Consider the following 26,140-nt stretch of genomic DNA (forward strand, 5'->3'; position numbering starts at 1 on the left):
TGGAAAGTTTTACTCCATTATACCGTCCTTTGGAGGTGCTTCATAGATATGCCCTAGTCAATAGAAGCTGAATGCTTCTCTTCCAATCCAATATTGCGTTGTATGTAATAATGCTTGGCACAATATCCCTTACTAATCGCTATCCGCTCACATTTGATCCACTGGCAACTGATTGGATGTCCGGATTGTCGAACCTTGATGAAACAAGGATCACCGTGCCTACGCCAACGTTGATGGTGCATCGAGCACATGCCCTTGGCCTTTGTACTTTTATCACAGCCGTCAATCATGCATATTTTCATTTCTCTTCCCTCTCATGAATAGCTAATCTAGTTCCTCTATACTCAGTATGAGACAAAAGAATGAAACTATAAAGTGCTTTTAACTGTGCCTTTTCGACTAGATTCTAAGGTTTCTGCAACTATATCTACCTTTAGAAGCCCTTCATGTACATAACTTTAAAAAATTAACCAATTGAAACTATTTATTAATTTTTCTATACTCTTAATACAACGGGTACAGACTGAAGAGGTGTGTTTTTTTAAATGACTATTTATGATACAATTTTTCGTGCATTTCAATCTCCAATGGCTATTATCGCAGGTATGGAAGAGAAAATGCGCTTTATCCGCATCAACGATGCTTTTATGAAGCTCGTCGGTTATTCGGAGAAAGAGCTGCTCGTCACATCGCCTATCGTTTTGTTCTCCGCTTGGCATACTCAGATCGGCAGCGGTCACGCTCGAGCTGGTTCCTTTTTACTTCAGCTCAAAATTAATCGATCCCTCCGTATTCGCTTAACCTGGGAGCCTATTGTAAACAAAGAGGAATCGACCTTTCTGCTAATTGGAGAGGACATAACCGCAAAAACATGGATTGAAATGATGGGTAAATCGAGGAAAGTGCTCCTATCCGGGCTAGTCAGCAAAGATAACATCATTGAACGTTATTTGCAAAATGACTTTAACTCGCTGATCGATGATGAGCTTCAGGTCGAAGATCAATCGTTCTTTGATTTCTTGATTGAGGACGATAAGGATCGTCTGAATCGAATTCTTGAACAGGCTGTCCTACGAAAGCAGGCAGATCACTTCGTGGTCCACACAAAGAAACTGGCGAATATGACACAGCTTGAGCTTCATATCACCTTCTGTCCCTTCTATTACGCTGATGGCAGCCTAAAGAATTATGGATTTGTCGTGACAGATATCCAGACCGTCATGGAGCGAGTTGACCCTTCCGTTTCCTTAAAGATTCTCATGGCCCGTAATCATATGACCGCCCAACAATTAGCTGAGGCTACTGGAATATCGCTTCAAACCATCTCCAAGCTTCGCAATAGCAAAATAATCAAGCCTCAGCGATTGACGGCTGAGTTGATCGCCAGCGAGTTAAACGTATCTCCCAAAGATATCTGGCCCCTTCATAGCAGTTGAGATAAATTTCCCATAATAGGAAATATTATCTCTATCCATGAAGGTGTCCAGAGCGTTATGGCCGACTTTGTTGTTCAGGGTGATATATATATCCTTCTATACAAAAAGGGGCAGTACCCTCCATGGAGGGTACTGCCCCTTCGTTATTGTGCCTCTTTTCTAATAAGCTTCAAGGTTCGATCGCTTGCGCTAATCTCTTCTAAGAAGGAGGGTGCATCTTCCGCAAGCCTTACCCATGCTTCCACGCAAACGGGGTCAAAATGAATGCCGCTTCCCTGCCAAATAATAACCATGGCTTCATCGTGTGACATCGCTTGTCGATAAGAGCGTGAGGAGGTTAACGCATCATAGACATCAGAAACGGCTGTGATTCGAGCCAGCAGTGGAATCCGTTCTCCTGCCAGTCGATCCGGGTATCCGGTCCCATCCCATTTCTCGTGATGGGACCGGATAACCGACAGCTCGTCATTCAGAAACCCAAGTCGTTTGCACATATCATAGCCGGAGACCGGATGGAATTCCATAATGTACCGCTCCTCTTGCGTGAGCTTCCCAGGCTTATTAAGAATGGAGTCAGGCACCTTTAGCTTGCCCACATCATGAACGACGCCGCCTAGCGCAATTGCTCTTAGCTGATCCTTACTCAGCTTCATCTCCTCGGCTAGCCGCAGCGCATAAAGCGCAACACGCATATTATGACCAGCCGTATAGGCATCTCTTGCTTCCGTCGCCATAATTAGTGCGCGTACACTCGGTGTGATGCAAGCTTCGAGCCATGATCGGGGATCGGATTGGAATAGAACCTTCAAGGATGAGGTAATGGAACCTTGTGAGAAATATTGACGAATTAGCCCCACAAACATGATGGCCATTGATCCAAGCAGCAGCATATGATACATCCACCAGCTTAGCTTCCAGGTGCTTCCGGTTACCATAATATATTGAGCGACAATGAGCCAACCAAGACTATATACGATTGCCCGCTGGAGTGGAAAGCGAGCACTTTGATTCGAATGCCAATAGCGGTACATCGTCCATAAGCAGACCATGCTGGTCACTGATGCCGCAATCCATTTGTATGGACGATTATTTATCGGCAGCTTGTCCATGATTTCAGGATACATCATAGCTAAGTAGAATAGTGCAGCGAGGACAACAAGCCATCCAGGAATGAGCCAACGCCGCCATTTTGAGAGAAGGGTTACGATTGGATGATCAGAGGAAGCTGCTGATAGGCAGAGCCAACCGACAGCAATCAGTATACTCAATTGTGCTGCAATGCTTGCGATATGCGTATCGTGCATCATAAAGCCTGGGGTCGATATCCCATGCAGTAAAAAAATCCCAGCTAGGGATAGGTACGCCAACGACATAAATTCAACTTTGATATTCCGCAGCCTCTGCCCGGTTATGCCAACCGCAATGGCTACGATCATAGCGAGTGCCGCTATAAAGCTGACAACATAAAAGTGACCGTTAACCGATTTAATCGTAATATCTGCAGCTTGAACCGATCGGAGCGATTCGTAAATGATAATCGGAAGCACCGTCGCCATCAAAGGTCCAATAATAGACCTTCCCTTCCCCTGCATACAAAGCTCCCCCTTCGTCTGTATGAAGCATGAACGACTTGATGTAGTGACCATTGTGATGGACTTGCCACCCTTAGACTATGTGAAATGGGCATGATGTTAGATAGAAAAGAAAATGGCATACGCGCAAAGAATATCCTTCTTTCAACAATATCGGTTACTTCTACAGCAAAATTTAGTAGGATACTGCTGACGGATCAAAAAAAACAACAGGCATTTCATGCTAATAATCCGCATTGAAATGCCTGTTGTTCTTTCTTATTTCAGCTTTAGCGCGGGCCGACCGAAAGGTTGCCAGAGCCCGTATCCACAGCAATTTGAACCCCGCTATTGCCAAAGGTCAGGCTCTCAACATCCTCCCCGTTGGTAGACTTCTGACCGCCATCCCAGTCATTGTTCAAGTTACCTGAGGAGGTATTGAATTTAATCTGTACTGAATCCGGTTGTTTATCGGATAGAATCGTAACATTCCCACTGCTAGCATCGAACGCCATCGACTTCTCCAGCGCTTGAAGCTCCGCTCGAATATCGCCGCTTGATGTATCGGCCTTGAGCTTAGCATCAACGTCAAGCAGCTTGATGTTGCCGCTGCCAACATCAACCGTAACCATGTCTCCCTTGAGGTCTTGAAGGGTAATATTCCCTGACGTGCTCTCTAGCCTCGTTGTTTCGGCAGTAATACCCAATACATCCATGTTACCGCTCGATAGCATCGCAGATAAGGAATGAGTCTTCAGTTGACTCAGCTCTATATTACCCGATGATCCCTCCAATACGATGGAATCTGCAGAAAGCTTCGAGATCTCTATATTTCCACTGCTCGAATTCAGAATAAATGATTGCCATTGCGCCTCCGGAAGCTCAAGCTTAATATCTACATTAAGAATATTGAAGCCAATAGAAAAGCCAATATCATCCTCGTAAGTAAGCTTCGCTGTATCCCCTTCGCGTTCGAGCATGAGATGGAGCTTGCCCTTATATTTTTTGCTAGCTGATCCACTTAATGTAGCTTTAATCTCTGAAGACGAGGTTGGTACGACCTTCACATTCGTACTTCCTAATTCTACATGGATGTTATGAATGCCAGCGGCTTCTAACGATTGCTTCTGCTCCACTTTCTCCGTTCCCAGGCTAAGCCAATTCCCGTCCTTGAAGGTACCAAACATACCAATAATGCCGATTACAAGAAGTATGAGCGCTATTACGATCCAGTTTCTCATCCCTTTTTCACCCTTATCACTCTCGAATTAAATTTCAAGTATTGAAGCGTCATCTTGGCTACGGAACGGGTCAGTACATGCGTGCCTGCTCCAAGAAGCATACCAAGTGCAAGCAGCAAACAAGCCACAAAGCCTCCTTGCGCTATCGTAAATGCATCTCCACTTATCCCTTCATATACCGCAGCGAGGGCGGCTAAACCAAGCGCGAGGGACACGCCCCATAGCGCCAATAGGACACCTAATAATGCAATAAAAGGACCAAGTACAAAGACGAGATTGAAGAACCCTAAGCTTACAGCAGCCAATACCGCCCGAGACACAAGCGTAATGCTGCCCTTCTTATCATCCGCCTGCTCAACGCGATAACCAAGCAGCAGCTCCTTGGCAATAAGGCGCGGATCACCGAGCTCACTGGCCGCTTCCGCTTCCGATCGTCCATGCTCAGCTGCAAGTCGAAAATGCTCCTCATAATCAAACATCCATTCACGACGCAGCTTCTCCGGCACTGGCTTAAGCAGTTCCCACAAGTGATGAAGATATTGGTCTCTAATCATCTCTCTACACCTTCCTTAATAAATTCATCTACAGCGACGGAGAATGTCCGCCATTCGCTTACCAGCTCCATCAGATGAGAGTGGCCGTGCGGGGTTAGCTTGTAATATTTGCGCGGTGGTCCTTCTGTCGATTCCATCAGGTAGGTTGAGAAATAACCTTCCAGCGTCAATCGGTTCAACAGCGGATACACGCTTCCGACTGCTACCTCGAATTTGGCAGACATAGCGACAGCCAGCTCATAGCCATATCGATCCTCCCAAGCGGCAAGAGCCAATACGCACAGGTCCAAAACGCCCTTTTTAAACTGCACATTCATACATATCACCCGCCCCTATGCTGTATCGTCTAGTATTCATCATTGTAGAATAGCTGGTCAAAAAAAATGTTCCTTACCCACTTCAGTTCTGTTAACTATAGTATATAACTCACTATTCAATTATGCAATATACCGGAACCAAAATTTTTTACATTATTTTCTTTTTGCATACAATGGCCTCTCCACTCTCTATAAACTTGGTCTATGAGAGTGTTGAGAGGCCTCGTGATGTTATGAGCTTCTGCCTTTTTGTTCTACAGTCTGATGTCCAGATTCCCACCCAAGTGAGGCTGCACACTGCGCTCCATCATTTGAGTCAGCATTTGCCCTTGGAGCTCGGTATTGTCTAGTGACTTCGCCATAACGGCGAGTCCAGCCGACAGCTGTACATTACTCAAGGCCTGCCCAGATACTCCATTACTGATAGTTGGCACATCCATGTGTAAATCATCCTCCTTCTCTTGCTGTAAGTTGGTTGATACACAATGGGTATCGGCTCTAAGTGTTCTGTACTTTAGAGAAAGAACTCAATATGGTATGCTTGGGCCATAAAGATGCATCTTAGGATGTGTATATCTCTCTTCTTGGAGGCATGATGATGAACCAGAATAATCGTTATGAAGTTCGCAAACACCATGACGTCTTCACCCTTTATACGTTAACGGATACCGCAACCGAATCTTCAGTCACCATATGTCCAGATCGCGGTGCAATTGCCATTAGCTGCAAGCTATACGGCGAGGAACTGTTTTATTTAGACGAAGCCACCTTCATTGATCCTGATGCTAATATCAGAGGGGGCAATCCGATACTATTCCCAATCTGCGGGCAGCTTGTTGAAGGTCGCTTCGAATGGGACGGCGCCGTCTATACGATGCGTAACCATGGTGTTGCTCGCAACCGTTCATGGGATGTCGTATCCACCTCTGAGGATAATGAAGCTTCTGTTACCGTGCGACTGCGCAGCGGGGAAGGAACGCGGATGGAGTATCCTTTTGACTTCGAGCTGTTGTTTACTTATGCCTTAGTGGAGGGTGTCTTACATATCCGCCAAACGTATCACAATCTATCAGAGCGCAGTATGCCTATATATGCGGGCTTTCACCCGTATTTCCGGATTAATGAATCCAAGAACCTTACTTACGGAACAGATGCAACGAGCTACCTCGATTATAATGATAACCAAGTTAAGCCTTTCGAGGGACAATTAGAACTGGACGGACTCAAGGAATCCGTTGCTCTATTAGATACGGCCAGGCGGGATATAACGTTCCCAGGACCAAATGCTGCCGGGGGAATCATTCGCCTAGCTTACAGTGACGAATTTAAGTATGTCGTTTTATGGCAGGTAGATGGCAAACCGTTCGTTTGTGTGGAGCCATGGATGGCCCTTAATAGTGCACTCAATACCAGAGTGGGCTTACCGTTGATCGAGCCCCAGGGCAAGCTTGAAATGGAGCTCTCCATCGGATATACACCTTAATACCGCAGCAAGCTGGCACCTATTGCAATCATTAGGTACCCGTTCAAATTAACGAGCAAGGTGAGGGATTGCGATGGAGCATGGTTCGCTGAGGCAGTTCGGAAACTCGGATTTGCAGTTATCACCACTGGGCCTTGGATGCTGGCAATTCAGCAAAGGCAGCGGAATGGTCGGGAAATTCTGGCCCGTGCTAGACGATGATGTGATTCGTGATATTGTACGGATTAGTCTGGAGGGCGGCATCAACTGGTTTGATACCGCTGAAGTATATGGCGGCGGACAATCGGAGGAAATGCTCGCGGATGCTCTGAATGTGCTCGGTGATGATGCCGCAGGCATTCATGTGGCCACGAAATGGTGGCCGGTTATGCGGAGTTCAGCCAATATACCTAAGACAATCGATGAGCGCTTACGCAGACTAAAGGGTTGGCCGATTGACCTGTACCAAGTTCATCAACCTTACTCCTTCTCATCAGCGACAAGCGAAATGCATGAAATGTCCAAGCTGGTCAAGCTAGGCAAAATCAAGCATGTCGGCGTTAGTAATTTCTCTGCTGCCAAAATGTATGAAGCTGACAAAGCTTTGCGTGAATCCGGTCTGCGGCTTGTATCTAATCAGGTCAAATATAACCTGCTTGATCGTCGCATCGAACGCAATGGCATTATGGAAGCAGCCAAGGAGCTTGGCGTCGCCATTATTGCCTATTCCCCGCTCGAACAAGGTATTCTGAGCGGAAAATTTCATAAGAATCCGGAGCTTATTAAGCACATTCAAGGCCCGCGTAAATGGGCCGGCAGCTTCAAGCCCGAAGGACTCAAGCGAACACAGCCACTAATCAGCCGCCTCGATGAGCTAGCTGTTAAGTATGAAGCTTCGGCAAGCCAAGTGGCGCTCAACTGGCTGATTCACGCGCATGGCGAGACCGTGTTCGCCATTCCCGGCGCCTCCAAGCCGCAGCATGCGCAAGAGAATGTGAAAGCTATGTGCTTCTCGCTTAGCAGCGACGAGATTAGTGAACTTAGAGAGCTGTCCGCAAGCTGTGGACGTTAGAGCTGAAGCTTACGAGAAGAGGGCTGTCCTCCAAGGTGATTCCTTGGGGACAGCCCTCTTATTTCTTATGAATAACTGTGTTTGTTCACTTACACGGGGGATGACCTGCCTCTAAGCTGCGCCTATTCACTCTCACAGACGATGACCTGCCTCGCAAAGCTGCCCTTGCGTACAACGCAGCGGTCTATGATCAGCAGCCCCGCTTGTTCTATAGATGCATCGATTGTTTCCGTTGTGACGACAATGATACGGCGTGCTAACTTGCTTGCACTTACGAGCATTTCCAGCCGTTCATTACTCGTCATAACTGAGCACAAATTATAAGGCAAATCAATAATGGCCGCATCGTAGCGCAGCTCACTTCCTAGCTCCAATGTCCGCATATCAGTTAACTTGACGACATCCGGCATGCCAAAATGAGCAAGGTTGATCCTCGCGCCTTTAAGCGCAAGCGGATTATTATCATAGCCTACTGTATCGATGCCCATAGAGAGCGCTTCGATAACGACCGTCCCAATGCCGCAGCAAGGATCGATCAACTTTATTACGTCAACAGCCTTATCCGCTGCCGCAATATTAACGACTGCCCGGGCCACACGTGTACTAAGCGCCGTTGAGTAGGGCTGCGGCTTCTTATTATGCTTCAGCCACATGGCTGTGCTTTTCTCATACGTCCCGAATAACCATTTATCGCCTGCATAGGCAATGCCGAATAACCGCTCCGGTCTTCGCATCTCGGCTTTACCATGAATCTGCCAGCCCACCTGCCGCTCAACCTCACGTTGGCGATCATAGTCGACACCACCGTCTGTTTCCATGAACACAACTTTGAAAGTCTTTCCTTCTAGAAGAATAGCATGACCTGCTTGCTCCGCAATATTCTCCACATTCTGGCCCTCTATGCTCACCGTCAGCTTCTCTCGGATAAAAGGACTCCGGCTTGGATCGATATTTATCTCACTGCATACACAGCCTTGCTCAGGCTCTGCTCCGAATAAAGCACGCATCTCCATTGCACACAGATCTTCTTCATCTTCGTGGAAGGCGATTGCATAGAGATAGTACGGATTCGTGAAACGGTTATCCTTATTGCTCATTTGCAGCCTCACTCACAGTGCGGTACGTGCGAAACAGGATATTCTGATTATAGTTTCCGAAGCCTTCACCATAGATCGTCAGCCCGCCAACATGCTCCGCATCCTCGGGAACGGCAAACCGAAAAACCCAATCGTTGCGCGTCATCACGATATCATTCAGAGTCACATCCGAGAGACGCTGTCCATCGATAAAGGTGCCCTCTTCCGTTACTCGAATGATTTTGAGCCAGCCATATTGGTTGACGGTCCACCAAGCCGGTGTCAGCATGCCGCGCCCCTCTCCAGAATCCCCTGGACTTGTCCATACGCCAAGTAACGTATCATTCAGATAAAAATGAATATCCGAAGGCCAGTCTGCAAGAATACCAGGGGCTTCTGATCCGATCTCGAAGGAGATCTCAATTTCGCCTAGAGCCTGACCCATTAGCACGTAATTGGGTATCCGGTACTCCACGAAGCCTTTGCCAAACCATAGAATTTGCGCATGCATCCGATCCGGCTCAAGGAAATACCGGGGATCGTCGAATTGTCCGATCAATTGCTCCGTCGTAGAAAGTCCGCAGGTTGGATGCACTTCGAATCGCGTATAATGACCAACGGGAATAGATACCTCTTGATAATCACGCTGCTGCTCTGCTTGCTGCGGGATGGTTAGCTCCACTTTATCGACCGCCAGGGAACAAATTTTATGTGTACCCCCATTGCGCCTCACAAGCTCCGTTGTAATGAGACCGCCCTTCTCCAGCTTCTTCGTATGCATCGTGATGATCGCACTGCTAAGCCCAAGAGCCGCAGCTAAATCCTTCACATTCATCGGCTGCTTCGACAGCAGCTCCAGAATATGCAGACGTACATCGCTTGCCAATGCTTCATATAAAGGGAGCCACTTCCGCTCCGTGTTCGCTCGCAGCATTATTTTCACACTCCGAATATCAGGTTGATTAAGATATATATTAATTCAATTCAGAGCAAAAGAAAAACTTGAAATCCCTTTCACAATCGTGTTAAATAGGATTTAACACGATGCTCTAATTTGTTAATTGATTAATATATTTATTAATTTAATCATGAGGTGAGGGAATATGTCAACCAAAGCGAAGATGATTGTGGATAAAGATTTTACAATTGGTGAAGTGGATAAGCGGATTTACGGCTCCTTTATTGAGCATTTGGGGCGCGCGGTTTACGGCGGTATTTATGAGCCAGAGCATCCTGAGGCGGATGAGCAGGGCTTCCGCAGCGATGTTATTGAGCTTGTAAAAGGCTTGGATGTGCCGATTGTCCGTTACCCTGGCGGTAACTTTGTATCTGGCTACAATTGGGAGGATGGCGTGGGTCCACTCGCTCAGCGGCCAAGGCGGCTAGAGCTGGCATGGAGAACCATTGAGCCTAATCTGTTCGGATTCAACGAATTTATCGATTGGTGCCGCAAGACTGGTACCGAGGCCATGATGGCGGTCAACCTGGGCACGCGCGGACCAGAAGAAGCTCGCCAGCTCTTAGAATATTCCAATCATCCATCTGGTACGTATTGGAGTGATCTCCGTATTCAGCATGGCTATAAGCAGCCGCACAATATCAAAACCTGGTGTCTGGGCAATGAAATGGACGGTCCTTGGCAAATTGGTGCAAAAACTGCAACCGAGTATGGCCGTATCGCTGCCGAAACTGCTAAAGTCATGAAATGGGTCGACTCGACGATCGAGCTTGTTGCCTGCGGAAGCTCCAGCATCGGCATGCCGACATTCCCGGAGTGGGAATCCACCGTGCTTGATTTGTCCTATAATGAAGTGGATTATATCTCGCTTCACACTTATTATGGCAATCGCGATAGCGACACGCCTAACTTTCTTGCGCAATCGATGGGAATGGACTCTTTTATCCATACCGTTATCGCCACATGTGACTATATCCAAGCTAAGAAACGCAGCAAGAAGAAAATCAATCTCTCCTTCGACGAGTGGAATGTCTGGTATCATTCCAATGAGGCCGATTCCAAAATCGATCCATGGTCGATTGCTCCACCGCAATTGGAGGATATCTATAATCACGAGGACGCACTGCTTGTTGGCAGTATGCTAATCAGTATGCTCAAACGTGCGGATCGGGTGAAAATGGCTTGCATCGCGCAGTTGGTCAACGTTATTGCACCGATCATGACCGCGAATGGCGGCGCTGCGTGGAAGCAGACGATCTACTTCCCATATATGCATACGAGTATCTTCGGCCGTGGAACAGCACTTGTACCGCTTGTAACGTCTCCCAAATACGATTCAAAGGATTTCACGGATGTGCCTTATCTGGATGCCATAGCCGTACTTAGCGAGAACCAGGAAGAGGTTACTGTCTTTGCGGTCAACCGTCACCTGAGCGAAACACTGCCTTTCGAGATCGACCTTCGCAGCTTTGGCTCCTGCCGCATCATCGAGCATATCGTACTGGAGCATGATGATCTGAAGGCTGCCAATACAATCGATGTGCCGGATCGCGTTACTCCGCATACAGGCGGCAATGCAGCGGCGGATGGCAGCAAGGTTGAGGCTCTGCTTGGCGAAGCTTCTTGGAACGTTATTCGTTTGAAGCTGGTTTAATCGGTGGATGATGCAAATTGAAAGACGGTAAAGGCTGCTGGCAAAAAGATGCCGGCAGCCCTTTAGAGCTTCTATGTCCAATACATTTTATTACCCTAAAATCTGAAGTGTTTCTTTAAATGAAAAAGCTCTAATAATATTCAATGGTCCACGTTCATATATGACCAAGTGCGGTATGTCCAGTTTTCATTAAAAAAGGATACTACACTTTTTTATTAATTATTTATTAGGAAAGTTGTTTTGTGGGACTAGACATGTAGTTTCTCATTAAAATAAATACTAGACTCAATATCAAGAATAGGAATCCACCTAATACCAAATATTGTGTACCCATTCCTGAAATAAAAAATCCACCTACAGACGTCCCGGCTGTTACCCCTAAGTTAGCAGATGTTAAAAACAATCCATTTGAGAATTCAGGAGCTTCTGGAGCTGCAGTCATAATCCAATATTGACCAATATTATTTCCTAAAGCCACTACTATCCCAAAAACAAAAAGAATGAAAGCCATAGGCCCAGTGAACTGTCCCATTAAGAATAATATGATGTAAACTGCTCCCAATACGAATGGAAAAGATGCTACAGATTTTAAAGCATTTCTAATAAGCAACTTCCCTGCGACGATGTTTCCTATTATACTTGCCCCGCCGAATATGAATAACATTAAACTAATTGTTTTCCCAGGTACATGCGTAATGGTTTCAAGATACTCAGCAAGGTAACTACTAACTCCATACATCGCTGCATTTATAAAAATAACAGCAACAATGGATAGCCAAGTAATTGATTTTTTTAAGACACTTAATTGAGATCCATAAGAGAGTCTTTCCTTAACTGGCATAGATGGTACAAATAAAAACAAAGCAAAGAATGCTATCGCATTTACGATCGTATAAAATAACATGGCCATTTCGATCGAAGTTGTACTAGCAATAAAACTTGAGACTGGTGCACCAAGTACCAACCCCCCCGTTACTCCCATAAATACTTTGGAAGTAGCTTTTGGAGCTTCTTCCTTGCTAACTGAGGCAGCTGCGGCTGTCAAAGCTATTGTGACGTAAACAGGATGTAAAAAGGCTGGAATCACACGGGCAATTAATAAAATGGTAAAGTTTGAAGCAAATATGGAGACAATGTTACCCAGAACGAAAACACCTAGTACAAGTAACATTGCCTTCTTGCGATTTATGCCCGAAAACAATAACGGCATAGTGGGTCCAGATATTGCAACAGCAAGTGCAAAGAGACTCACTAGCAACCCTGCTTTGGATATACTGACATGAAAGTGATCAGCAATTATAGGCAATATCCCAACGATACCCATTTCAGTATTTAAGATGCCGAAAACCCCTATGGTCAATATTATTATAAATAAATGATTTCTTTTATCCATAAAAATCTTCTCCTACCTCATGTATTCAGCAAATCCTCCATCTTTAGGTTCTCCTAATGTATATATTTTATTTGGTGCAAAATCTCCGATCGTTTTCTGGGCGCCAGTAAGTTCTTTTTCTTATTCATCCTTTCTTCTTTATTTTCTAAGACAAAGCAATAATAACGTTTAAAGTCGACTTTAAGTCAAGAAACATTCATAAATTAATTTCAGGATTTTTTTAGAATTATTTCCGATGAATAAGAAGGTATTGGAGGAGGAGTATCTAAAGAGGATTCAAAGTTACTTGAGGAAGTTGGTAAACAACGTACTGAGGAAGCTAAGGGTAAGGAACAAGAGGTCAACCTGTTTACTTATACGATAAAGATGAATTTGTAGATCCTGCTGTGAACAAACAGACAGTTCCTTTAAAAAGTATCTATAATTTGTATAAACTTAAGAAAATAGCCGTTTCCCAAGATTGATAGGAAGACGGCTTTTTTACAACAACAAAAATCTTATTAAGGTAAGTTTTTAATTAAGCTTTAAATGATATGTTTTCTTTTTCTTTGTGGTACTTCTTTTCTAATTCATCGTAGTACTCTATTTTCGTTTCAATTTTTATAAAAGCATTATCCAAGTCTCTTTGTTTCTCCATCATTTTCTCTTTATGTTTTTCAAATATCTGTTTGCGTTCCGCGGATGTGCTGTCTCCTTCTTTTGTTAATTCTACGATCGAACGTAATTCTGAAAGAGGTATATCAGTTTTCCGTAAACATACAATAAGCTCTAACCATAATAAATCTGTTTCGTCAAAAATACGATTTCCATTTTCATCTCTTTTAATAAAAGGTAGAAGACCCTCTTGTTCATAATATCGGAGTGTATGTGTAGGCAAACCTACCTTTTCAGCTGCTTCTTTTATATAAAATTCCATTGTATCCTCCATAATTTTTTTACTATTTTGTTCACTTTATCCCAACTTAATCTTTTAAGGACACTATATGATTGGCTTATGGTTTCTAATAAACTGCCTCTCCTCATGAAATATAGAGAAGAACAGATAGCTTAGAGTCCTTAATCCTTTATTTCCTCTCTATATCCCTTTACTGTGATCTATATCTTTCGTTTTATTATAGACCTAAAAGTGCACTATAATGCAACTCGTAATGTTTAATTAAAGGAGCATTAGAAAACACACTACACGTTTTATAATAAAACCCCTTGCTTTAAAGTCTACTTTAAGGATTAAGCTATTCGTGTAACTTGTGATGTTACTTCTTCAGTGAACTTATGATTTTTACAAAAAAGAAAGGATTGTGTTATCAATTATGTGCAATAATCATAAAAACATGACTACGACACGTGTTCTAAGTGTCCCAAGTGCAAAAGCGCCATTTGAAAAGACCACTATTGAGCGGAGAGAATTACGGCCACACGATATCTTAATAGATATTAAGTTTAGTGGCATTTGCCACTCTGATATTCACAGTGCATTTGGTGAATGGGGCGGTGGAATCTTCCCAATGGTTCCTGGTCACGAAATTGCCGGAGTCGTAGAAGCAGTAGGAACAGAAGTAACCAAATATGTCGTTGGTGACCGCGTTGGCGTTGGCTGCTTTGTTGACTCCTGCGGAGAATGCGAATACTGCCTCAGTGGTGAGGAGGAGCAATATTGTATGAAAGGTGTTATTAACACATATAACGGTCTAGACTACGATGGTAATCCAACATACGGTGGATATAGCCAAAAAATCGTTGTAACGGAAGGGTTCGTTGTCCGTATCCCAGACGGTTTGGATATGGATGTGGCAAGCCCACTATTATGTGCAGGCATTACCACATTCTCTCCCTTGAAACACTGGAACGCTGGCCCAGGTAAGAAGGTTGCCATTGTGGGAATGGGAGGACTTGGCCACGTAGCGATCCAATTTGCACATGCTATGGGTGCTGAAGTAACAGTATTGAGTCGCTCTAATAATAAGAAAGAGAAAGCATTGGAATTTGGCGCAGATCATTACTTTGCGACAAGTGATCCCGCTACATTTACCGAATTAGCAGGTCGTTTTGATCTGATCTTAAACACTGTGTCTGCAAATCTGGATGTTGATGCGTATTTATCACTGCTTCGCATTGATGGGACACTTGTAAATGTTGGTGCACCAGCTGAACCAGATAAGTATCAAGTATTTTCATTAATTATGGGTCGTCGCAGCATTGCAGGTTCACTCGTTGGTGGAATTCGCGAAACCCAGGAAATGCTCGATTTCGCAGCTGAACACGCCATTGCCCCTATGATTGAAGTGATCCGTGCTGATCAAGTCGACGAAGCGTATGAACGTGTCCTCAAAAGTGATGTGCGTTATCGATTCGTTATTGACATCTCTACTTTATAACTCGCAAAGATGCTTTCTACCATCTTTAACCGGATCTGATGAAAAATAGAAAGAAAAGGCGTCTATACCAAATCTATCACGCTATTAGCAGAAAAAAAGATGGGGCGCCTCCAGGGAAAACTAATCCCTAAAGACTGCCCCATCCTGTTCGCGCCATTTACTGAATCTTCGCCCCATACGACCGTGCGAAATCCACGGCCTGTATCGCATCAATACGAACATCCTTCATGTCGAATGATTTGAAATCAATACCGCCAAGAACTGCCCCCCTCAGATCCGCACCTTTAAGGTGGGCATTCCCGAGCCGGGCACGAGTTAAATCGGCATCCCGCAGATCAGCCTTTTCCAGCTTGCACTGGGATAGATCCGCCTCCACGAAGGCAATGCCGCGCAGCGACTGCTTCGTCAAATTCGAATTACGTAAATTTGTGTAGGACCAATCTCCTTTTATAAGGGTGATCCCATCCAAGTTAGCCGCTGCAAAGTCAGAACCGATCATTTTGCATTCTTCGAATTTGGAGACAAATAAGTTCGCATTGGCAAATTGGCAATTGGTGAAGGCCGAACGCGTATGAATGGACGCATTCATTTGCGCTCCCGAGAAATCACAATCAATAAACTGACAGCCCGTCGTTCCGATCTCCTCTAAGCGAGCAGCCCGGAACCGGCAGCGTGTAAATGTGCAATGGCTGAAATCATATTCGCTAAATACGCCATTCGAAAAATCAACATCGACAAAATCCCGATCCGTATATTCACTCATACAAGTACGCAAGCCCCTGACTCTTATAAATTGGAATTCTGCCGTTATTATAGCAAACTTCCAGCCTACTTCGCCAAGGAACTCTCTCATGCCGCTTGCAGCAGTAAACTAAACTTGACGCCCTCTGGCGTATTGGCAATGCCGTATTCAGCGCCATGCGCATCCAGCACCTTGCTTACAATGTATAGGCCCAGACCACTGCCGCCGGTCGTACGGCTGCGAGATTGCTCCACTCGATAGAACGGATCGAATAATCGTGTTAGCTTGGCTTCATCCAGCTGTACGCCCGTATTCAATACCTCAAGCTTATAGAGTCGCTGAACAAGAGCAAACTCTTCTCCCACGCTGGATTGGCGAATTTCCGCAAGCTTGATGGTAACCCGCTCCCCCTCACCAGAATATTGCACAGCATTGCATACAATATTAGCGACAGCTTTAGCCATCAGCCGTTCATCCGCAACGATGAAGGCTTCAGTTGGCAGAGAGCTTTCAATCTGCATACTCTTCACATCGGCCAAATAGCTCATGCTCTCAATAGATTCACGTACGAGTTCTGCTAGATCAACCTCACGCATAAGCGGCAGGAAATCTCGACTCTCAAGCTTAGATAAGTCCAAAATCTCATGCACCAGCTTATCCATATCGCGCATGATCTTATACGATTGGCGTAGATATGTGTCACGGTCACGGTAGATGCCAATATTACCGATCATCGCCTCTAATTGACCACTGACCGCCGTTATCGGCGTCTTCAGCTCATGGGAGATCGTCGCAACGAACTCGCGGCGCTTCGCTTCCTGCTCCCGTTCTCGCACAATATCGTCCTTAAGCTGCGCATTGGCATTCTGCAGTTCTGCCATCGTGGCTTGCAAATTACTGGCTAGCTTGCTCAAATTCTGCGACAACTCGCCTATCTCGTCACTAGACTTCAGCGGTGCTTCAGGCATGTCAAAGTCTAATGTCGCAAGCCGCCGCGCCACATTATTCAATCCAATCAATGGACGCGCAATCAACCGCGAATAAATCGCTGCCCCTCCAATAGCAATGAGAAGAATGGCAATCAGCATGTACGGCAGGAATCGCAAGATCACTTCTGACGCCTCATCGATAGGCTGCAGCGGCGCATCTATGGATAAAGTGAACGCCTCATTGCTCTCAGCAAAATGAATCGTCCGCTCTACACTCAGCATATGATTCTTGCGGTCTAAACCCCCGCGTCCCTCATTCGTTCGACCAGAAATAATTTGCCTTCGGATACCCGGGAATCCTCCGTCGCCAATTAGCCCATTATTAAATCGCATGAAATTCGGTGAGATATCATATACCCATCCATTCTTGTCACGCAGGTTGAGCCACGCATTATGCTCTTGACCGAATTGCGACATCAGCGGCAAAGCTTCTTTGGCCGGCTTGCCGTCTATCGCTTTAATCAGTTCATTAACGCCAGTCTCCAGCCTCGACTGCTTAATATTCTTATAGTAACCAGGCAGCATAAAATACAGCGTTAAATAAATAAGTAAGGCCGAGACGACTAACAGAATCGTCGTAATGATGAAGATTTTGAATGTAATACCGCGGCGCCTCATCCTTCTACGCCTACCATTTCATTCTCCAAGGCATAACCGACTCCCTTAACCGTTCGGATAATGGGAATGCCTAGCTTTTTACGAATATTCTTAATATGCGCATCTACGATTCGCGAATCGCCAAAGTAATCATAGCCCCATACTTTATCAAGCAGCATGTCCCTTGTCATAATGCGACCGGCATTGCTGAGCAGTGTTTGCAAAATATCAAATTCCTTCGTGGTCGTCTCTATGAAGCGCCCTTCGACGTATACCTTGTAAGCATCTACATCCAGTCGAAGCCGATCGTCGAAGGGCAGCTCGCCTGATTGCACATGCTTCGTCCGTCTGAGCACTGCTTCTACCCGCTTAATGAGCACCTGAAAGGAGAATGGCTTGGTTACGTAATCATCGGCTTCCTCTTCGAACGCACGCAGCTGATCCTTCTCTTCACTAAGTGCAGTCATCACGATAACAGGTGTCTCTGACTTCTCCCGAATCATTCGGCAGATCGAATAACCGTCCAGTGAAGGCAGCATTAAATCAAGAATAACAAGGTCATAGGGCTGCTGCTGAAACAGGTTCCAGCCTTCAAGACCATCGCTAGCTGCATCCACCTCATATTGCTGGGCTCGGAGAAATTCACTGATTAGCTCTTGAATATAATGATCGTCTTCCACGACGAGAATCTTAGCCGGCATGCCGTAGCCTCCCTATTATATTAGGATAAGATCATCTTAACGCAGCAGTATGAAAATAGGATGAATACATACTGAAAGAGGGATGAATAATGAATGCCATCGATTAAACAACACGATATGTAGACAATATTCAAGAAAATAGTTAAAATGAGCGTTAAACAGACTTGTTCGACTAACAGATTAAGAGTAATTTTCGCAATTTGCTTACGCTTTGAATAGATGAATAACAAGGAGGATGAATGGCCTATGCCTTCTCCGCAGGAAATGCCGATAACCAAACTTGATGCTACAGATCGCAAAATCATTGCAATGCTTCATGAAAACAGTCGTATCTCTTATACCGATCTAGCCAAGGAAATCGGTCTTTCAAGAGTTTCCGTACAAGCAAGAGTAAACGCTCTTATGGAGGAAGGAGTCATCGAGAGATTCACGATCGTTATCAATCCAGAGAGGGTAGGAATCTCTGTCTCCGCTTTTTTCAACGTCGAAGTGGAACCTCAATTCCTGCACGACGTTGCGGACCAACTAGCCATGGAGCCCCCAATTTCGAGCCTGTACCATATGACAGGGCCAACCAAACTCCATATGCACGGGTTGTTCGCCGACAATCAAGAGATGCAGGATTTCCTCAAGAATAAGCTGTATGTCCTGCCGGGAATTATGAGCGTTGATACGCAGGTTCTTATTAACCGCTTCAAAAGTCGTATGGGAATGCGCTTGTAAAACATACGAATAATAACGAAAGTTTTAACCGCTTTATGAGTTCCAAGTAAAACCAATAGGGTACCCACGATTTTTACGTGAGTACCCTATTGGTTTTCGATGCGCCAACCCCGAGCAAACCCCTTGCTGCTACTATACAACTCGGTCTTTCACGATATTTATGCCCAGTGCCCTTTGCGTTCCGCCCGCTTTAGGGATGGGATCTACCGTATCCGTTTACTTAAGGCTGGTTCTGATCCACAAGCTTTTGCTGCGCCATACGTATCAGCTCCTTGACCATAGCTCCACCGATCTGTCCGCCGATTTTCCCCGCCGACTCGGTCGTTAAGTCACCATTAAATCCAGGTTCCAACGGTATCCCCAGCGACTTTGCCACCTCATATTTCACATCATCGGGTCGATTCGAATTTACTGCATAACCTTCACGCCGCATCACATCAGCTTTGAATGCACTCATCTGAGCTTCCGCACCCGGAACTATAAGCCTTCTCCGACCTCTTCGCGCCATCGTTAACCGCCTCCTTGGTCATCTTTACTTGTTACCTTGTCCCAAGGTGCAGGTACATATGCGATTAAACGAATATTTCGTAAATGCCGATTGCGATCAGAAGCATGCCGCCAATTGTATTCGCATATTTGCCAAACCAAGTTTGTGCAAGCTTGAAGCCAATTCGAGCTCCAAGAGCAATCGTAAGAAAAGAAAACAAGCCGATGGATAAAGTCGTAGCAAGCGGAGACAATTGGGTGACACCCGCACCAAATCCGCTTGCGAGACAATTAATGGACAAAGCGAATCCAAGCGCTAACGATTCCCGCCACGAAATCATATTATTGCCGTCTTTATCCGCCTTCTCCGGATGACGAATAAGAGCGCTCGGTCCCTCTCCTTCGTTTAAATCCCGGGAAGCATCCCCGTTCGCCAGATTCTGCTGTCTTCTATCGGAATAGATACTCCACAACCCAATGAGGACAACCAGTATCCCCCCGCACATATTCGCAGTTTTTACCGGGATAACTGCCGCGATCGCCTGCCCCGATACTAAGGATAGATAGGCAGCTATCATCGATAAGATGGCAATGATGACATTAGATAAAACGGGTATTCTTGTGGATCTCGTGCCAAATGACATCCCAATCCCCAAATTGTCCAGATTCGCAGCCAAACCAATTCCGATAATCGAAAGCCAATGCATGCTTATATCCCTCCTGATCAATCGCAGGTGAACTATAAGATATGCAAGAGCCCAGTTATGTTGAAACACTTTTCAATGAATTCATGCAATGTTCACAACCCGACTACAAGGAAGAGGTCTTGTTCCCACCTTGAGCTTCAATGTCCATATTGCCTTTACGCTTCAATTTGTTCCAGCCGACAGCCATTCCTTTTACAGCAGCAAGCAGGGATTTGATAATCACATACGTCATGAACTGTCGATAAACGATACGCTGTAGGAACAGAGAAGCCAAAGGCTTCAGACTCACCTTCTCTAGGCGGAACGCGAATATCGCAACCAGCAAATCTAGAAGAAAAAATCCAGCATAATAGCCGCACGCCTTACCGGCACTGCTTGTGAACAAGGAGCATACAAACAAAATATCGATAATTGGAGATATCGTTTGGTATACATATTGAAAGAGCCACATATTCGGAAGACCAATATACCCAAGTGTCTTATGCTTCGGATTGAGAAGTGCTTTCCGGTGCTTCCACAGACATTGCAATGTGCCATACGTCCAGCGGTAACGCTGCTTAATGAAGCTTCTTACATCATCTGGCGCTTCCGTATAGGCATAGGCCCGCTCTTCATAACCTATCGTGAAGCCTAATCGGAGCAAGGATAATGTAAGATCTGTATCCTCGGCAAGTGTATCTTCTTTATAGTAGCCAGCCTGCTCGATCATCGTTTTTCTCCATGCGCCAATCGCTCCAGGCACAACGGTAATGCAGTTCAGTCGATCGAAGGCACGTCGCTCCAGATTAAAGCCGGTTACATATTCAATATGCTGCCAGCTGGTCAATATATTCCTCACATTACCGACCTTCACATTACCCGATACAGCGGCCATATTATCATCACGGAAGTGACGAATGAGCAGTGAAATAGCATCAGGCGCGATAAGCGTATCTGCATCCAATGCAACAATAAAGTCTCCTTGAGATACCTTGAAGCCCATATTGACAGCTGAGGCCTTGCCCCCATTGGACTTCGTAATCAGACGGACATCCTTCCGATCACCGAAAGCTTCGCGTATGACCTCCTTCGTCTGATCAGTCGATCCATCATCAACGATAACAATCTCCAAGTTCGGGTAATCACTTTGCAGGATCGAACGAACCGTTTGCACAATCACCTTCTCTTCGTTATAAGCGGCAAGAACGACGCTAACCGGTGGCTTGAAATTGTCCTGAGGATCTGCGGGCCGATAGCTTTTCTTGTGCCGCCAAGCCAGAAGAGCGAGGCATGCAACACGGATGACACCGATCGCAATCGCGGTGCCCAGTAAGATTTGGAGCAGTGTGCTCCAATCCATCAGAGCGTTAAATACCGCGCGATCATAGACCAAGAGCGGACTATCGCTCGCGCTAACGACGGGCATCGTCTCCCCACGCGTCTTGCCGATTAATTGGCTCAGCGTCGTGAACGTATATCCTTTACTCTTGATCTGTTCAATTATCTTTGGCAGTGCTTTTACTGTCTGCTCCCGATTACCTCCTGCATCATGCAGAAGAATAACATTACCCTGCGGAAGCCGATCCATTACTCTGCGCACAATCTCATCCGCCGGAGGCTTCGCCCAATCCTCCGGATCGATAAGCTCTCCAACCATTGTGTAGCCCATCTCTTGGCCGCGGAGAATAGGCAGCAGCTCCGCTGGCGTAGACGGCTCTGCATCCGCCACATAAGGCGGTCGGAAGAAGGTCATAGAATGGCCTGTAATTTCTTGAATCAGCCGCTGCGTCGCATTGAGCTCCATCCTGGTCTGGAAGAGCGAGATCGCCGCTACGTCAGGATGGGTAAACGTATGATTACCAAGCTCATGCCCCTCCTTATACAACTGCTGAATGAGCTCGGGATGCATCTCTGCATTCTCTCCGACGACAAAAAAGGATGCTTTTATCCCATAACGCTTCAGAATTTGCAGGATCTGCGGTGTGTATTGTCCACTTGGTCCATCATCGAAAGTAAGGACAACCTGCTTCCCTTTAGGCTTCCCGTATCGTTCAACAACATAGGGCAGGGGATAGGTTAGGTAGGATTCATCCGCAATCCCGTTTTCATCAGTCGTTAGCGTGCGCTTCCCCACACTTGCCGCAGAGGTGATGCGAAGGATCTCTCCGGCACCCAAATAACGAACCGATTCGAGGCTATTGACCTCACTGATCTCGTTCACCTTGGCAGCAGGATGATTCAGCAGCTTCCATATGGAAGGGTCCTCTGACCCCAGCCGCCATACCGCCACGCCTTTGAAATCATTATCTCGGACGACCTTAATCTGATTGTACAAAGTAGCAGCATCCAGAAACCAGACGATATGCGAATCATTATTATCCTTGTAGCGCATATAAGGGTTCCCACTCTCGTCATCCCATTGCATGATCAGATGAGATTGCTGAGCCATATCCATAATATCGCCGAACGTTACTGCTTCCGCAGGCTGGTGATCATTCTCTACCCAATCGTAGCCGTAATTCCCCATGCTGACGATGATCTTATCTGGCGGTATGTCCAGTTGATCGAGCGTCTGTTCAAACCAATTTTGCGAGGCCACAGGACCGGCGGGTCCATCTCCACTATGCTCGTCATACATCATAACGATAAGACGATCCGCTACTTTAGCTAATGCCCCGTAATCAAAAGCATTATCATCTGCCGGCACATCCTCTGTAACCTGAAGACCGTGTGCATGGAACGTATTTGATAACACGGTTATGAAGGCGGTTAGCAAATCCTGATCCTGCTTGTCTATATTCTCAAAATCGATATTAATGCCCGCTTCGCCTTGGCTCTCCACTTGGTTGTACAGCAATTGGGTTAATTGCTTAACTTTATCCGGATCAGCCAGCAATTGGTGCACAAGTGCCCCATCCCACTTGTTATTTACATAGTTGCTAAGGATCGGCTCAATCTTCAAATTCCTCGCCTTGGCGATTTGAACGACATCGCTATCCGTTTGATCATTGATCGTCAGATCCTTTTTCAAAAAGTACCACTCTGGCAGCAGCGTCGTTAGCGATTTATCATTTTGAAGCAGTGATTCCTTGCTTTTGTCGTCCCAATTCACATAGAAGCCGTATACTTCCTCCTCATGCGGCTGTGCCACTTCAGTTACTCTATGATGGCGGCGATAATCGAGCTGGAAAGTAGGATGTTCCTTGTCTTCCTGCCTTAGCTGATGTTCCAGCGTTGATTCACTAAGCTTCTCAGCAATCGGGCTCAATCGATGAAGAAGATTCCGATCTGAATTGAGACTCAGTTGTGGAAGAAATGGGTTAACCCCGATACTAACGCCAAATACGGCGAGAATGAGGATCGTAAAGCTGACAAAGGCAATGAAGAGACGCTTAGTGAGCAGCCAACGGCGTTTATTCTCATCTTGAAAAACATAATCTCTCTTGCCTAAATTTTGAGCTAAAGGAAGATTGAAGATCAATAGGAAAAGGGGAAACGATAACAGAGCCAGCACGATTCCTGTTATTGTGTTCCCCAGAAAGTGTGATCTTCCATGGAAGTTCATATAACTGCCAAGATGCTGTCCAGTTAAAAAGGAGAAGAGATGAAGGAACGGGAATAGGAATGTAATCGACATCCCCAGCACGATAGCAGGCAGATTCAGACGAAATAACGCTGAAATGAGCAGTATAGCGACAAAGCGAAAGTCATAAAGCGGAAGCAAACCGATGAACAGACCGACAGAGCCGGCCGCAGCGCCCCGCAGCGCCGTAACAGGGGAAAATAAAGAAGCGAGCAGTCTTCTACTTGTCTTTCTAATCACATCATGCACGCTCCCCGCTCCATAAAAAATCAATTTCCTCCAATATAGCAAACTGGAGCGGTAGAAGAAGTTACAAGAAAGTTACAAGGCAGCTTCCAACGAGATGCCAAAATCTTCAAGGCTTATAAAAAACTGCTTATCGGATTGTAAGAGCCTAATCAAACCAACCCTTTTTCCTGAACCACATGAACATTCCCACACCCAAAAGAGCCATTACGCCCAGCACGATATAGTAGCCAGAGTACCAGTTAAGCTCAGGCATGTTCTTGAAATTCATTCCATATAAGCCAGCAATGAACGTCAGCGGCATGAAGATCGTCGTAATGACCGTCAATGTCTTCATGATGGTATTCATTCGATTCGAATTTAGCGACATGTAATGATCACGCATATCTGAGGTCATATCCCGGTTGGAATCGACAATCTCTGAGAGCTTCAGTAGATGATCATGAATGTCCGTGAAGAATGGCATATATTTATGTAATCCATCAATTCGCTGCGTATTCAAGATACGATAGAGCAAATCTCGCATGGGCACAATTGTTTTGCGCAGCTTGTGCAGCTTGTTTCGAATATCAAACACTTCGCTAAGCTTGTCTTGTACAACCTCATTATGGCTACCTGTCTCCAAGTCAAGGAGCTGGTCCTCAATGGCTTGAACAGTCGGAAAATAATAGTCGACCAGCTCATCCATAACTACATAAGCGGCATGTAAATTCCCGTGAATTTCAAAATGAGGCTTCAGCAGCACCTTCTTCCACGCCTGATCGATTTCCGTATGCGGTTTGGCATGATAAGTGACAATGAAGTTGTGACCAATAAACAAGTCAATTTCATCCGTTTGCAATGTTTTTTGATCAAGCGCATGCAGGACTAAGAAATGAACATCCGCTTCGTAATGATCCATCTTCGGCCTTTGGAGATACATGAGACAATCTTCAATCGCCAGCGGGTGAAAATGAAAATGGCTATCCAGCAGCTTCGATTCTTCTGCAGTCGGTTGGCAGAAATCCACCCAGAACCACTTGATGTTTGCTGCTTGGTCGAGCTGCTCGAGCGTTTTATTTTCGATGACCTGATGGTCCTTAGTAATCATTAATGTACGAATCATAGCTTGTTCCCCATCCCGATGCTCATTTGATCCATTGTAGCATGTACAATTTTGCCAGAGCAATTGGGCCTTCGAACCTAGCGGAACACCCGCGCTTCAGAATTTACTAATGTTAACGATAGATATTCGAAATAACAACAAATAAACCATCAGCCCATGCTAATGGTTTATTCCGTAAATAATTTATGAGATAAAGAAGGCTCAACACTAAAATAAGGGCTTGATAAATTCGAATCATGGTGCGTAGAAGGTCGCTGCGCGGACAGATCATTCTTACGATCGCTGTTGCCTCCCTATTTCTTGATTCTATCCCTTAGGGGTAGAAATAAGGAGACAAAGGCGAACGCTAGCGCTTCTTCAGAACGATTCCGTCCGCTTCGCTGGGTACTTCGTGTTGGAAAGCACTGATTATGGATTAGAGCATAAAGAAAGGACATTATATAAGCTTCGGCTGACCTGTAACCCCGATAACCTTTCCCTTAACATTAATCAAAGGAAGCGAGCCGAACGTCTGACTATCTATGCTGCGTCCCATGCTGTCACCAAGAATATAGATATGGCCTTGAGGTATCGTAATTTCATTCATCGAGGTGTTGAAATATTCGGTCATCCCCTCTACACATTCCTTAGGGCAGCTGCTCTCCGTGCTATTTGCAAAGAACGTCTTCTCATCCTGTCCCCACATCAGAACTCTGCCGTAATAAGTATCGAGCTTCTTATCATTGATATAGATTTGACCTTTTTTGATGCCGATCTTCTCTCCAGGCAACGCGATCACGCGAGCAACTGACGTCTCTGGAGGATTAATATGGTTATTAATATTCAAGTCAATTGGAGGCATGCGAAAAAGAATGACATCGCCTCGTTTAAGCCGCTGCGATTTATAAACATCCATATCGATAACAAGCGAGCCGACGATACCCGTCGAATAATCACTCTGCTTACCCGCCATCCCATCGTTATAATAATCATAAATTAACTTCCCACTCGTCGTGGCTGCCTTTTCTAACGTTAATGGAGTGTAGGAATCCGTAATCGTCTCTTCCTTGAAAACCATCAACCACAAGACAATGACTGCGACAATGACTGCGACAATGATGCCGATTATAACGACCGCAGAGGATCGAAAAAACTTCGCTTTATTCATCGCTTCATCCCCTTTGTAGATGACAT

24 protein-coding genes are annotated in these 26,140 nt (G+C 45.5%); 7 read left to right on the forward strand and 17 right to left on the reverse strand.

What is annotated here, in order from left to right:
* Window positions 1–545: 545 nt before the first annotated feature.
* Entirely contained in the window at window positions 546–1,436 is an 891-nt protein-coding gene (locus tag EKN16_RS20355; RefSeq protein ID WP_125661405.1) for a helix-turn-helix domain-containing protein, read from the forward strand.
* 143 nt (window positions 1,437–1,579) lie between these two features.
* Here the strand turns inward: EKN16_RS20355 and EKN16_RS20360 are convergent, their stop codons facing one another.
* Window positions 1,580–3,028 carry an HD-GYP domain-containing protein gene (locus EKN16_RS20360; RefSeq protein WP_125661409.1) on the reverse strand — a complete coding sequence of 483 codons (1,449 nt, stop codon included), beginning with the start codon at window positions 3,026–3,028 and terminating at the stop codon, window positions 1,580–1,582.
* A gap of 93 nt (window positions 3,029–3,121) precedes the next feature.
* Here EKN16_RS20360 and EKN16_RS32365 point away from each other — a divergent pair, with 93 nt between their 5' ends.
* Window positions 3,122–3,268, forward strand: coding sequence for a hypothetical protein (locus EKN16_RS32365; RefSeq protein ID WP_232015875.1), 147 nt, complete (start codon window positions 3,122–3,124; stop codon window positions 3,266–3,268).
* 29 nt (window positions 3,269–3,297) lie between these two features.
* Here the strand turns inward: EKN16_RS32365 and EKN16_RS20365 are convergent, their stop codons facing one another.
* The 4 genes from EKN16_RS20365 to EKN16_RS20380 form a co-directional block, all read right to left on the reverse strand.
* Window positions 3,298–4,248, reverse strand: coding sequence for a DUF4097 family beta strand repeat-containing protein (locus EKN16_RS20365; protein ID WP_125661412.1), 951 nt, complete (start codon window positions 4,246–4,248; stop codon window positions 3,298–3,300).
* Window positions 4,245–4,802, reverse strand: a complete 558-nt coding sequence (locus EKN16_RS20370) for an HAAS signaling domain-containing protein (protein WP_125661415.1) — start codon at window positions 4,800–4,802, stop codon at window positions 4,245–4,247. Before EKN16_RS20370 ends, EKN16_RS20365 begins: the two co-directional genes overlap by 4 nt.
* Window positions 4,799–5,119, reverse strand: coding sequence for a PadR family transcriptional regulator (locus EKN16_RS20375; RefSeq protein ID WP_125661418.1), 321 nt, complete (start codon window positions 5,117–5,119; stop codon window positions 4,799–4,801). Before EKN16_RS20375 ends, EKN16_RS20370 begins: the two co-directional genes overlap by 4 nt.
* A 254-nt stretch (window positions 5,120–5,373) precedes the next feature.
* Window positions 5,374–5,559 (reverse strand): YjfB family protein, encoded by a 186-nt coding sequence (locus EKN16_RS20380; RefSeq protein ID WP_125661421.1) that lies wholly within the window; start codon window positions 5,557–5,559, stop codon window positions 5,374–5,376.
* Window positions 5,560–5,711: 152 nt separating this feature from the next.
* Here EKN16_RS20380 and EKN16_RS20385 point away from each other — a divergent pair, with 152 nt between their 5' ends.
* Entirely contained in the window at window positions 5,712–6,602 is an 891-nt protein-coding gene (locus EKN16_RS20385) for an aldose epimerase family protein (protein WP_232015877.1), read from the forward strand.
* Between the two features lie 73 nt (window positions 6,603–6,675).
* Window positions 6,676–7,653 (forward strand): aldo/keto reductase, encoded by a 978-nt coding sequence (locus tag EKN16_RS20390; protein WP_125661424.1) that lies wholly within the window; start codon window positions 6,676–6,678, stop codon window positions 7,651–7,653.
* 122 nt (window positions 7,654–7,775) lie between these two features.
* Here the strand turns inward: EKN16_RS20390 and EKN16_RS20395 are convergent, their stop codons facing one another.
* Window positions 7,776–8,750, reverse strand: coding sequence for a TRM11 family SAM-dependent methyltransferase (locus EKN16_RS20395; RefSeq protein WP_125661427.1), 975 nt, complete (start codon window positions 8,748–8,750; stop codon window positions 7,776–7,778).
* Window positions 8,740–9,663 carry an ArsR/SmtB family transcription factor gene (locus tag EKN16_RS20400; protein ID WP_125661430.1) on the reverse strand — a complete coding sequence of 308 codons (924 nt, stop codon included), beginning with the start codon at window positions 9,661–9,663 and terminating at the stop codon, window positions 8,740–8,742. The genes EKN16_RS20395 and EKN16_RS20400 overlap by 11 nt, the downstream gene beginning before the upstream one ends.
* Before the next feature lie 169 nt (window positions 9,664–9,832).
* On the opposite strand from EKN16_RS20400, the gene arfA reads away from it, so the two are divergent.
* Window positions 9,833–11,341 carry an arabinosylfuranosidase ArfA gene (gene arfA / locus EKN16_RS20405; protein ID WP_125661433.1) on the forward strand — a complete coding sequence of 503 codons (1,509 nt, stop codon included), beginning with the start codon at window positions 9,833–9,835 and terminating at the stop codon, window positions 11,339–11,341.
* Between the two features lie 226 nt (window positions 11,342–11,567).
* On the opposite strand, the gene EKN16_RS20410 is transcribed toward arfA, so the two are convergent.
* Together EKN16_RS20410 and EKN16_RS20415 are read right to left on the reverse strand one after the other, a co-directional pair.
* Window positions 11,568–12,734 (reverse strand): MFS transporter, encoded by a 1,167-nt coding sequence (locus EKN16_RS20410; protein WP_125661436.1) that lies wholly within the window; start codon window positions 12,732–12,734, stop codon window positions 11,568–11,570.
* 517 nt (window positions 12,735–13,251) lie between these two features.
* Window positions 13,252–13,650 carry a MerR family transcriptional regulator gene (locus tag EKN16_RS20415; protein ID WP_125661439.1) on the reverse strand — a complete coding sequence of 133 codons (399 nt, stop codon included), beginning with the start codon at window positions 13,648–13,650 and terminating at the stop codon, window positions 13,252–13,254.
* Between the two features lie 394 nt (window positions 13,651–14,044).
* On the opposite strand from EKN16_RS20415, the gene EKN16_RS20420 reads away from it, so the two are divergent.
* Window positions 14,045–15,109, forward strand: coding sequence for an NAD(P)-dependent alcohol dehydrogenase (locus tag EKN16_RS20420; protein ID WP_125661441.1), 1,065 nt, complete (start codon window positions 14,045–14,047; stop codon window positions 15,107–15,109).
* Window positions 15,110–15,266: 157 nt separating this feature from the next.
* Here EKN16_RS20420 and EKN16_RS20425 read toward each other — a convergent pair whose 3' ends face one another.
* The 3 genes from EKN16_RS20425 to EKN16_RS20435 form a co-directional block, all read right to left on the reverse strand.
* Window positions 15,267–15,872, reverse strand: a complete 606-nt coding sequence (locus EKN16_RS20425; RefSeq protein WP_125661444.1) for a pentapeptide repeat-containing protein — start codon at window positions 15,870–15,872, stop codon at window positions 15,267–15,269.
* A gap of 86 nt (window positions 15,873–15,958) precedes the next feature.
* Window positions 15,959–17,458 (reverse strand): sensor histidine kinase, encoded by a 1,500-nt coding sequence (locus tag EKN16_RS20430; RefSeq protein WP_125661447.1) that lies wholly within the window; start codon window positions 17,456–17,458, stop codon window positions 15,959–15,961.
* Window positions 17,455–18,138, reverse strand: a complete 684-nt coding sequence (locus tag EKN16_RS20435) for a response regulator transcription factor (protein WP_125661450.1) — start codon at window positions 18,136–18,138, stop codon at window positions 17,455–17,457. Before EKN16_RS20435 ends, EKN16_RS20430 begins: the two co-directional genes overlap by 4 nt.
* 246 nt (window positions 18,139–18,384) lie before the next feature.
* Here EKN16_RS20435 and EKN16_RS20440 point away from each other — a divergent pair, with 246 nt between their 5' ends.
* Window positions 18,385–18,861 (forward strand): chromate efflux transcriptional regulator ChrS, encoded by a 477-nt coding sequence (locus tag EKN16_RS20440; RefSeq protein WP_125666465.1) that lies wholly within the window; start codon window positions 18,385–18,387, stop codon window positions 18,859–18,861.
* A gap of 220 nt (window positions 18,862–19,081) precedes the next feature.
* On the opposite strand, the gene EKN16_RS20445 is transcribed toward EKN16_RS20440, so the two are convergent.
* From EKN16_RS20445 to lepB, 5 genes are all read right to left on the reverse strand, one after another.
* Window positions 19,082–19,369 carry an alpha/beta-type small acid-soluble spore protein gene (locus tag EKN16_RS20445; protein WP_125661453.1) on the reverse strand — a complete coding sequence of 96 codons (288 nt, stop codon included), beginning with the start codon at window positions 19,367–19,369 and terminating at the stop codon, window positions 19,082–19,084.
* Between the two features lie 64 nt (window positions 19,370–19,433).
* The gene (locus EKN16_RS20450; protein WP_125661456.1) at window positions 19,434–20,054 is read right to left on the reverse strand and encodes a TMEM165/GDT1 family protein; all 621 of its coding nucleotides are present in this window, start codon (window positions 20,052–20,054) and stop codon (window positions 19,434–19,436) included.
* A 103-nt stretch (window positions 20,055–20,157) separates the two neighbouring features.
* Window positions 20,158–23,856: a DUF2062 domain-containing protein gene (locus EKN16_RS20455; protein WP_232015879.1), complete on the reverse strand. Its 3,699-nt coding sequence runs from the start codon at window positions 23,854–23,856 to the stop codon at window positions 20,158–20,160.
* Between the two features lie 154 nt (window positions 23,857–24,010).
* The gene (gene corA, locus EKN16_RS20460) at window positions 24,011–24,967 is read right to left on the reverse strand and encodes a magnesium/cobalt transporter CorA (RefSeq protein WP_125661458.1); all 957 of its coding nucleotides are present in this window, start codon (window positions 24,965–24,967) and stop codon (window positions 24,011–24,013) included.
* 436 nt (window positions 24,968–25,403) lie between these two features.
* Window positions 25,404–26,114: a signal peptidase I gene (gene lepB / locus EKN16_RS20465; RefSeq protein WP_125661461.1), complete on the reverse strand. Its 711-nt coding sequence runs from the start codon at window positions 26,112–26,114 to the stop codon at window positions 25,404–25,406.
* Window positions 26,115–26,140 lie beyond the last annotated feature (26 nt).

This window comes from Paenibacillus baekrokdamisoli (genome assembly GCF_003945345.1).
Classification (GTDB): Bacteria; Bacillota; Bacilli; order Paenibacillales; family Paenibacillaceae; genus Paenibacillus_Z; species Paenibacillus_Z baekrokdamisoli.

Coding starts and splice junctions, on each gene's coding strand:
- EKN16_RS20355 (WP_125661405.1), top strand. CDS start 546: ATGACTATTTATGATACAATTTTTCGTGCATTTCAATCTCCAATGGCT.
- EKN16_RS20360 (WP_125661409.1), bottom strand. CDS start 3,028: ATGCAGGGGAAGGGAAGGTCTATTATTGGACCTTTGATGGCGACGGTG.
- EKN16_RS32365 (WP_232015875.1), top strand. CDS start 3,122: ATGATGTTAGATAGAAAAGAAAATGGCATACGCGCAAAGAATATCCTT.
- EKN16_RS20365 (WP_125661412.1), bottom strand. CDS start 4,248: ATGAGAAACTGGATCGTAATAGCGCTCATACTTCTTGTAATCGGCATT.
- EKN16_RS20370 (WP_125661415.1), bottom strand. CDS start 4,802: ATGATTAGAGACCAATATCTTCATCACTTGTGGGAACTGCTTAAGCCA.
- EKN16_RS20375 (WP_125661418.1), bottom strand. CDS start 5,119: ATGAATGTGCAGTTTAAAAAGGGCGTTTTGGACCTGTGCGTATTGGCT.
- EKN16_RS20380 (WP_125661421.1), bottom strand. CDS start 5,559: ATGGATGTGCCAACTATCAGTAATGGAGTATCTGGGCAGGCCTTGAGT.
- EKN16_RS20385 (WP_232015877.1), top strand. CDS start 5,712: ATGATGATGAACCAGAATAATCGTTATGAAGTTCGCAAACACCATGAC.
- EKN16_RS20390 (WP_125661424.1), top strand. CDS start 6,676: ATGGAGCATGGTTCGCTGAGGCAGTTCGGAAACTCGGATTTGCAGTTA.
- EKN16_RS20395 (WP_125661427.1), bottom strand. CDS start 8,750: ATGAGCAATAAGGATAACCGTTTCACGAATCCGTACTATCTCTATGCA.
- EKN16_RS20400 (WP_125661430.1), bottom strand. CDS start 9,663: ATGCTGCGAGCGAACACGGAGCGGAAGTGGCTCCCTTTATATGAAGCA.
- arfA (WP_125661433.1), top strand. CDS start 9,833: ATGTCAACCAAAGCGAAGATGATTGTGGATAAAGATTTTACAATTGGT.
- EKN16_RS20410 (WP_125661436.1), bottom strand. CDS start 12,734: ATGGATAAAAGAAATCATTTATTTATAATAATATTGACCATAGGGGTT.
- EKN16_RS20415 (WP_125661439.1), bottom strand. CDS start 13,650: ATGGAATTTTATATAAAAGAAGCAGCTGAAAAGGTAGGTTTGCCTACA.
- EKN16_RS20420 (WP_125661441.1), top strand. CDS start 14,045: ATGTGCAATAATCATAAAAACATGACTACGACACGTGTTCTAAGTGTC.
- EKN16_RS20425 (WP_125661444.1), bottom strand. CDS start 15,872: ATGAGTGAATATACGGATCGGGATTTTGTCGATGTTGATTTTTCGAAT.
- EKN16_RS20430 (WP_125661447.1), bottom strand. CDS start 17,458: ATGAGGCGCCGCGGTATTACATTCAAAATCTTCATCATTACGACGATT.
- EKN16_RS20435 (WP_125661450.1), bottom strand. CDS start 18,138: ATGCCGGCTAAGATTCTCGTCGTGGAAGACGATCATTATATTCAAGAG.
- EKN16_RS20440 (WP_125666465.1), top strand. CDS start 18,385: ATGCCTTCTCCGCAGGAAATGCCGATAACCAAACTTGATGCTACAGAT.
- EKN16_RS20445 (WP_125661453.1), bottom strand. CDS start 19,369: ATGGCGCGAAGAGGTCGGAGAAGGCTTATAGTTCCGGGTGCGGAAGCT.
- EKN16_RS20450 (WP_125661456.1), bottom strand. CDS start 20,054: ATGCATTGGCTTTCGATTATCGGAATTGGTTTGGCTGCGAATCTGGAC.
- corA (WP_125661458.1), bottom strand. CDS start 24,967: ATGATTCGTACATTAATGATTACTAAGGACCATCAGGTCATCGAAAAT.
- lepB (WP_125661461.1), bottom strand. CDS start 26,114: ATGAATAAAGCGAAGTTTTTTCGATCCTCTGCGGTCGTTATAATCGGC.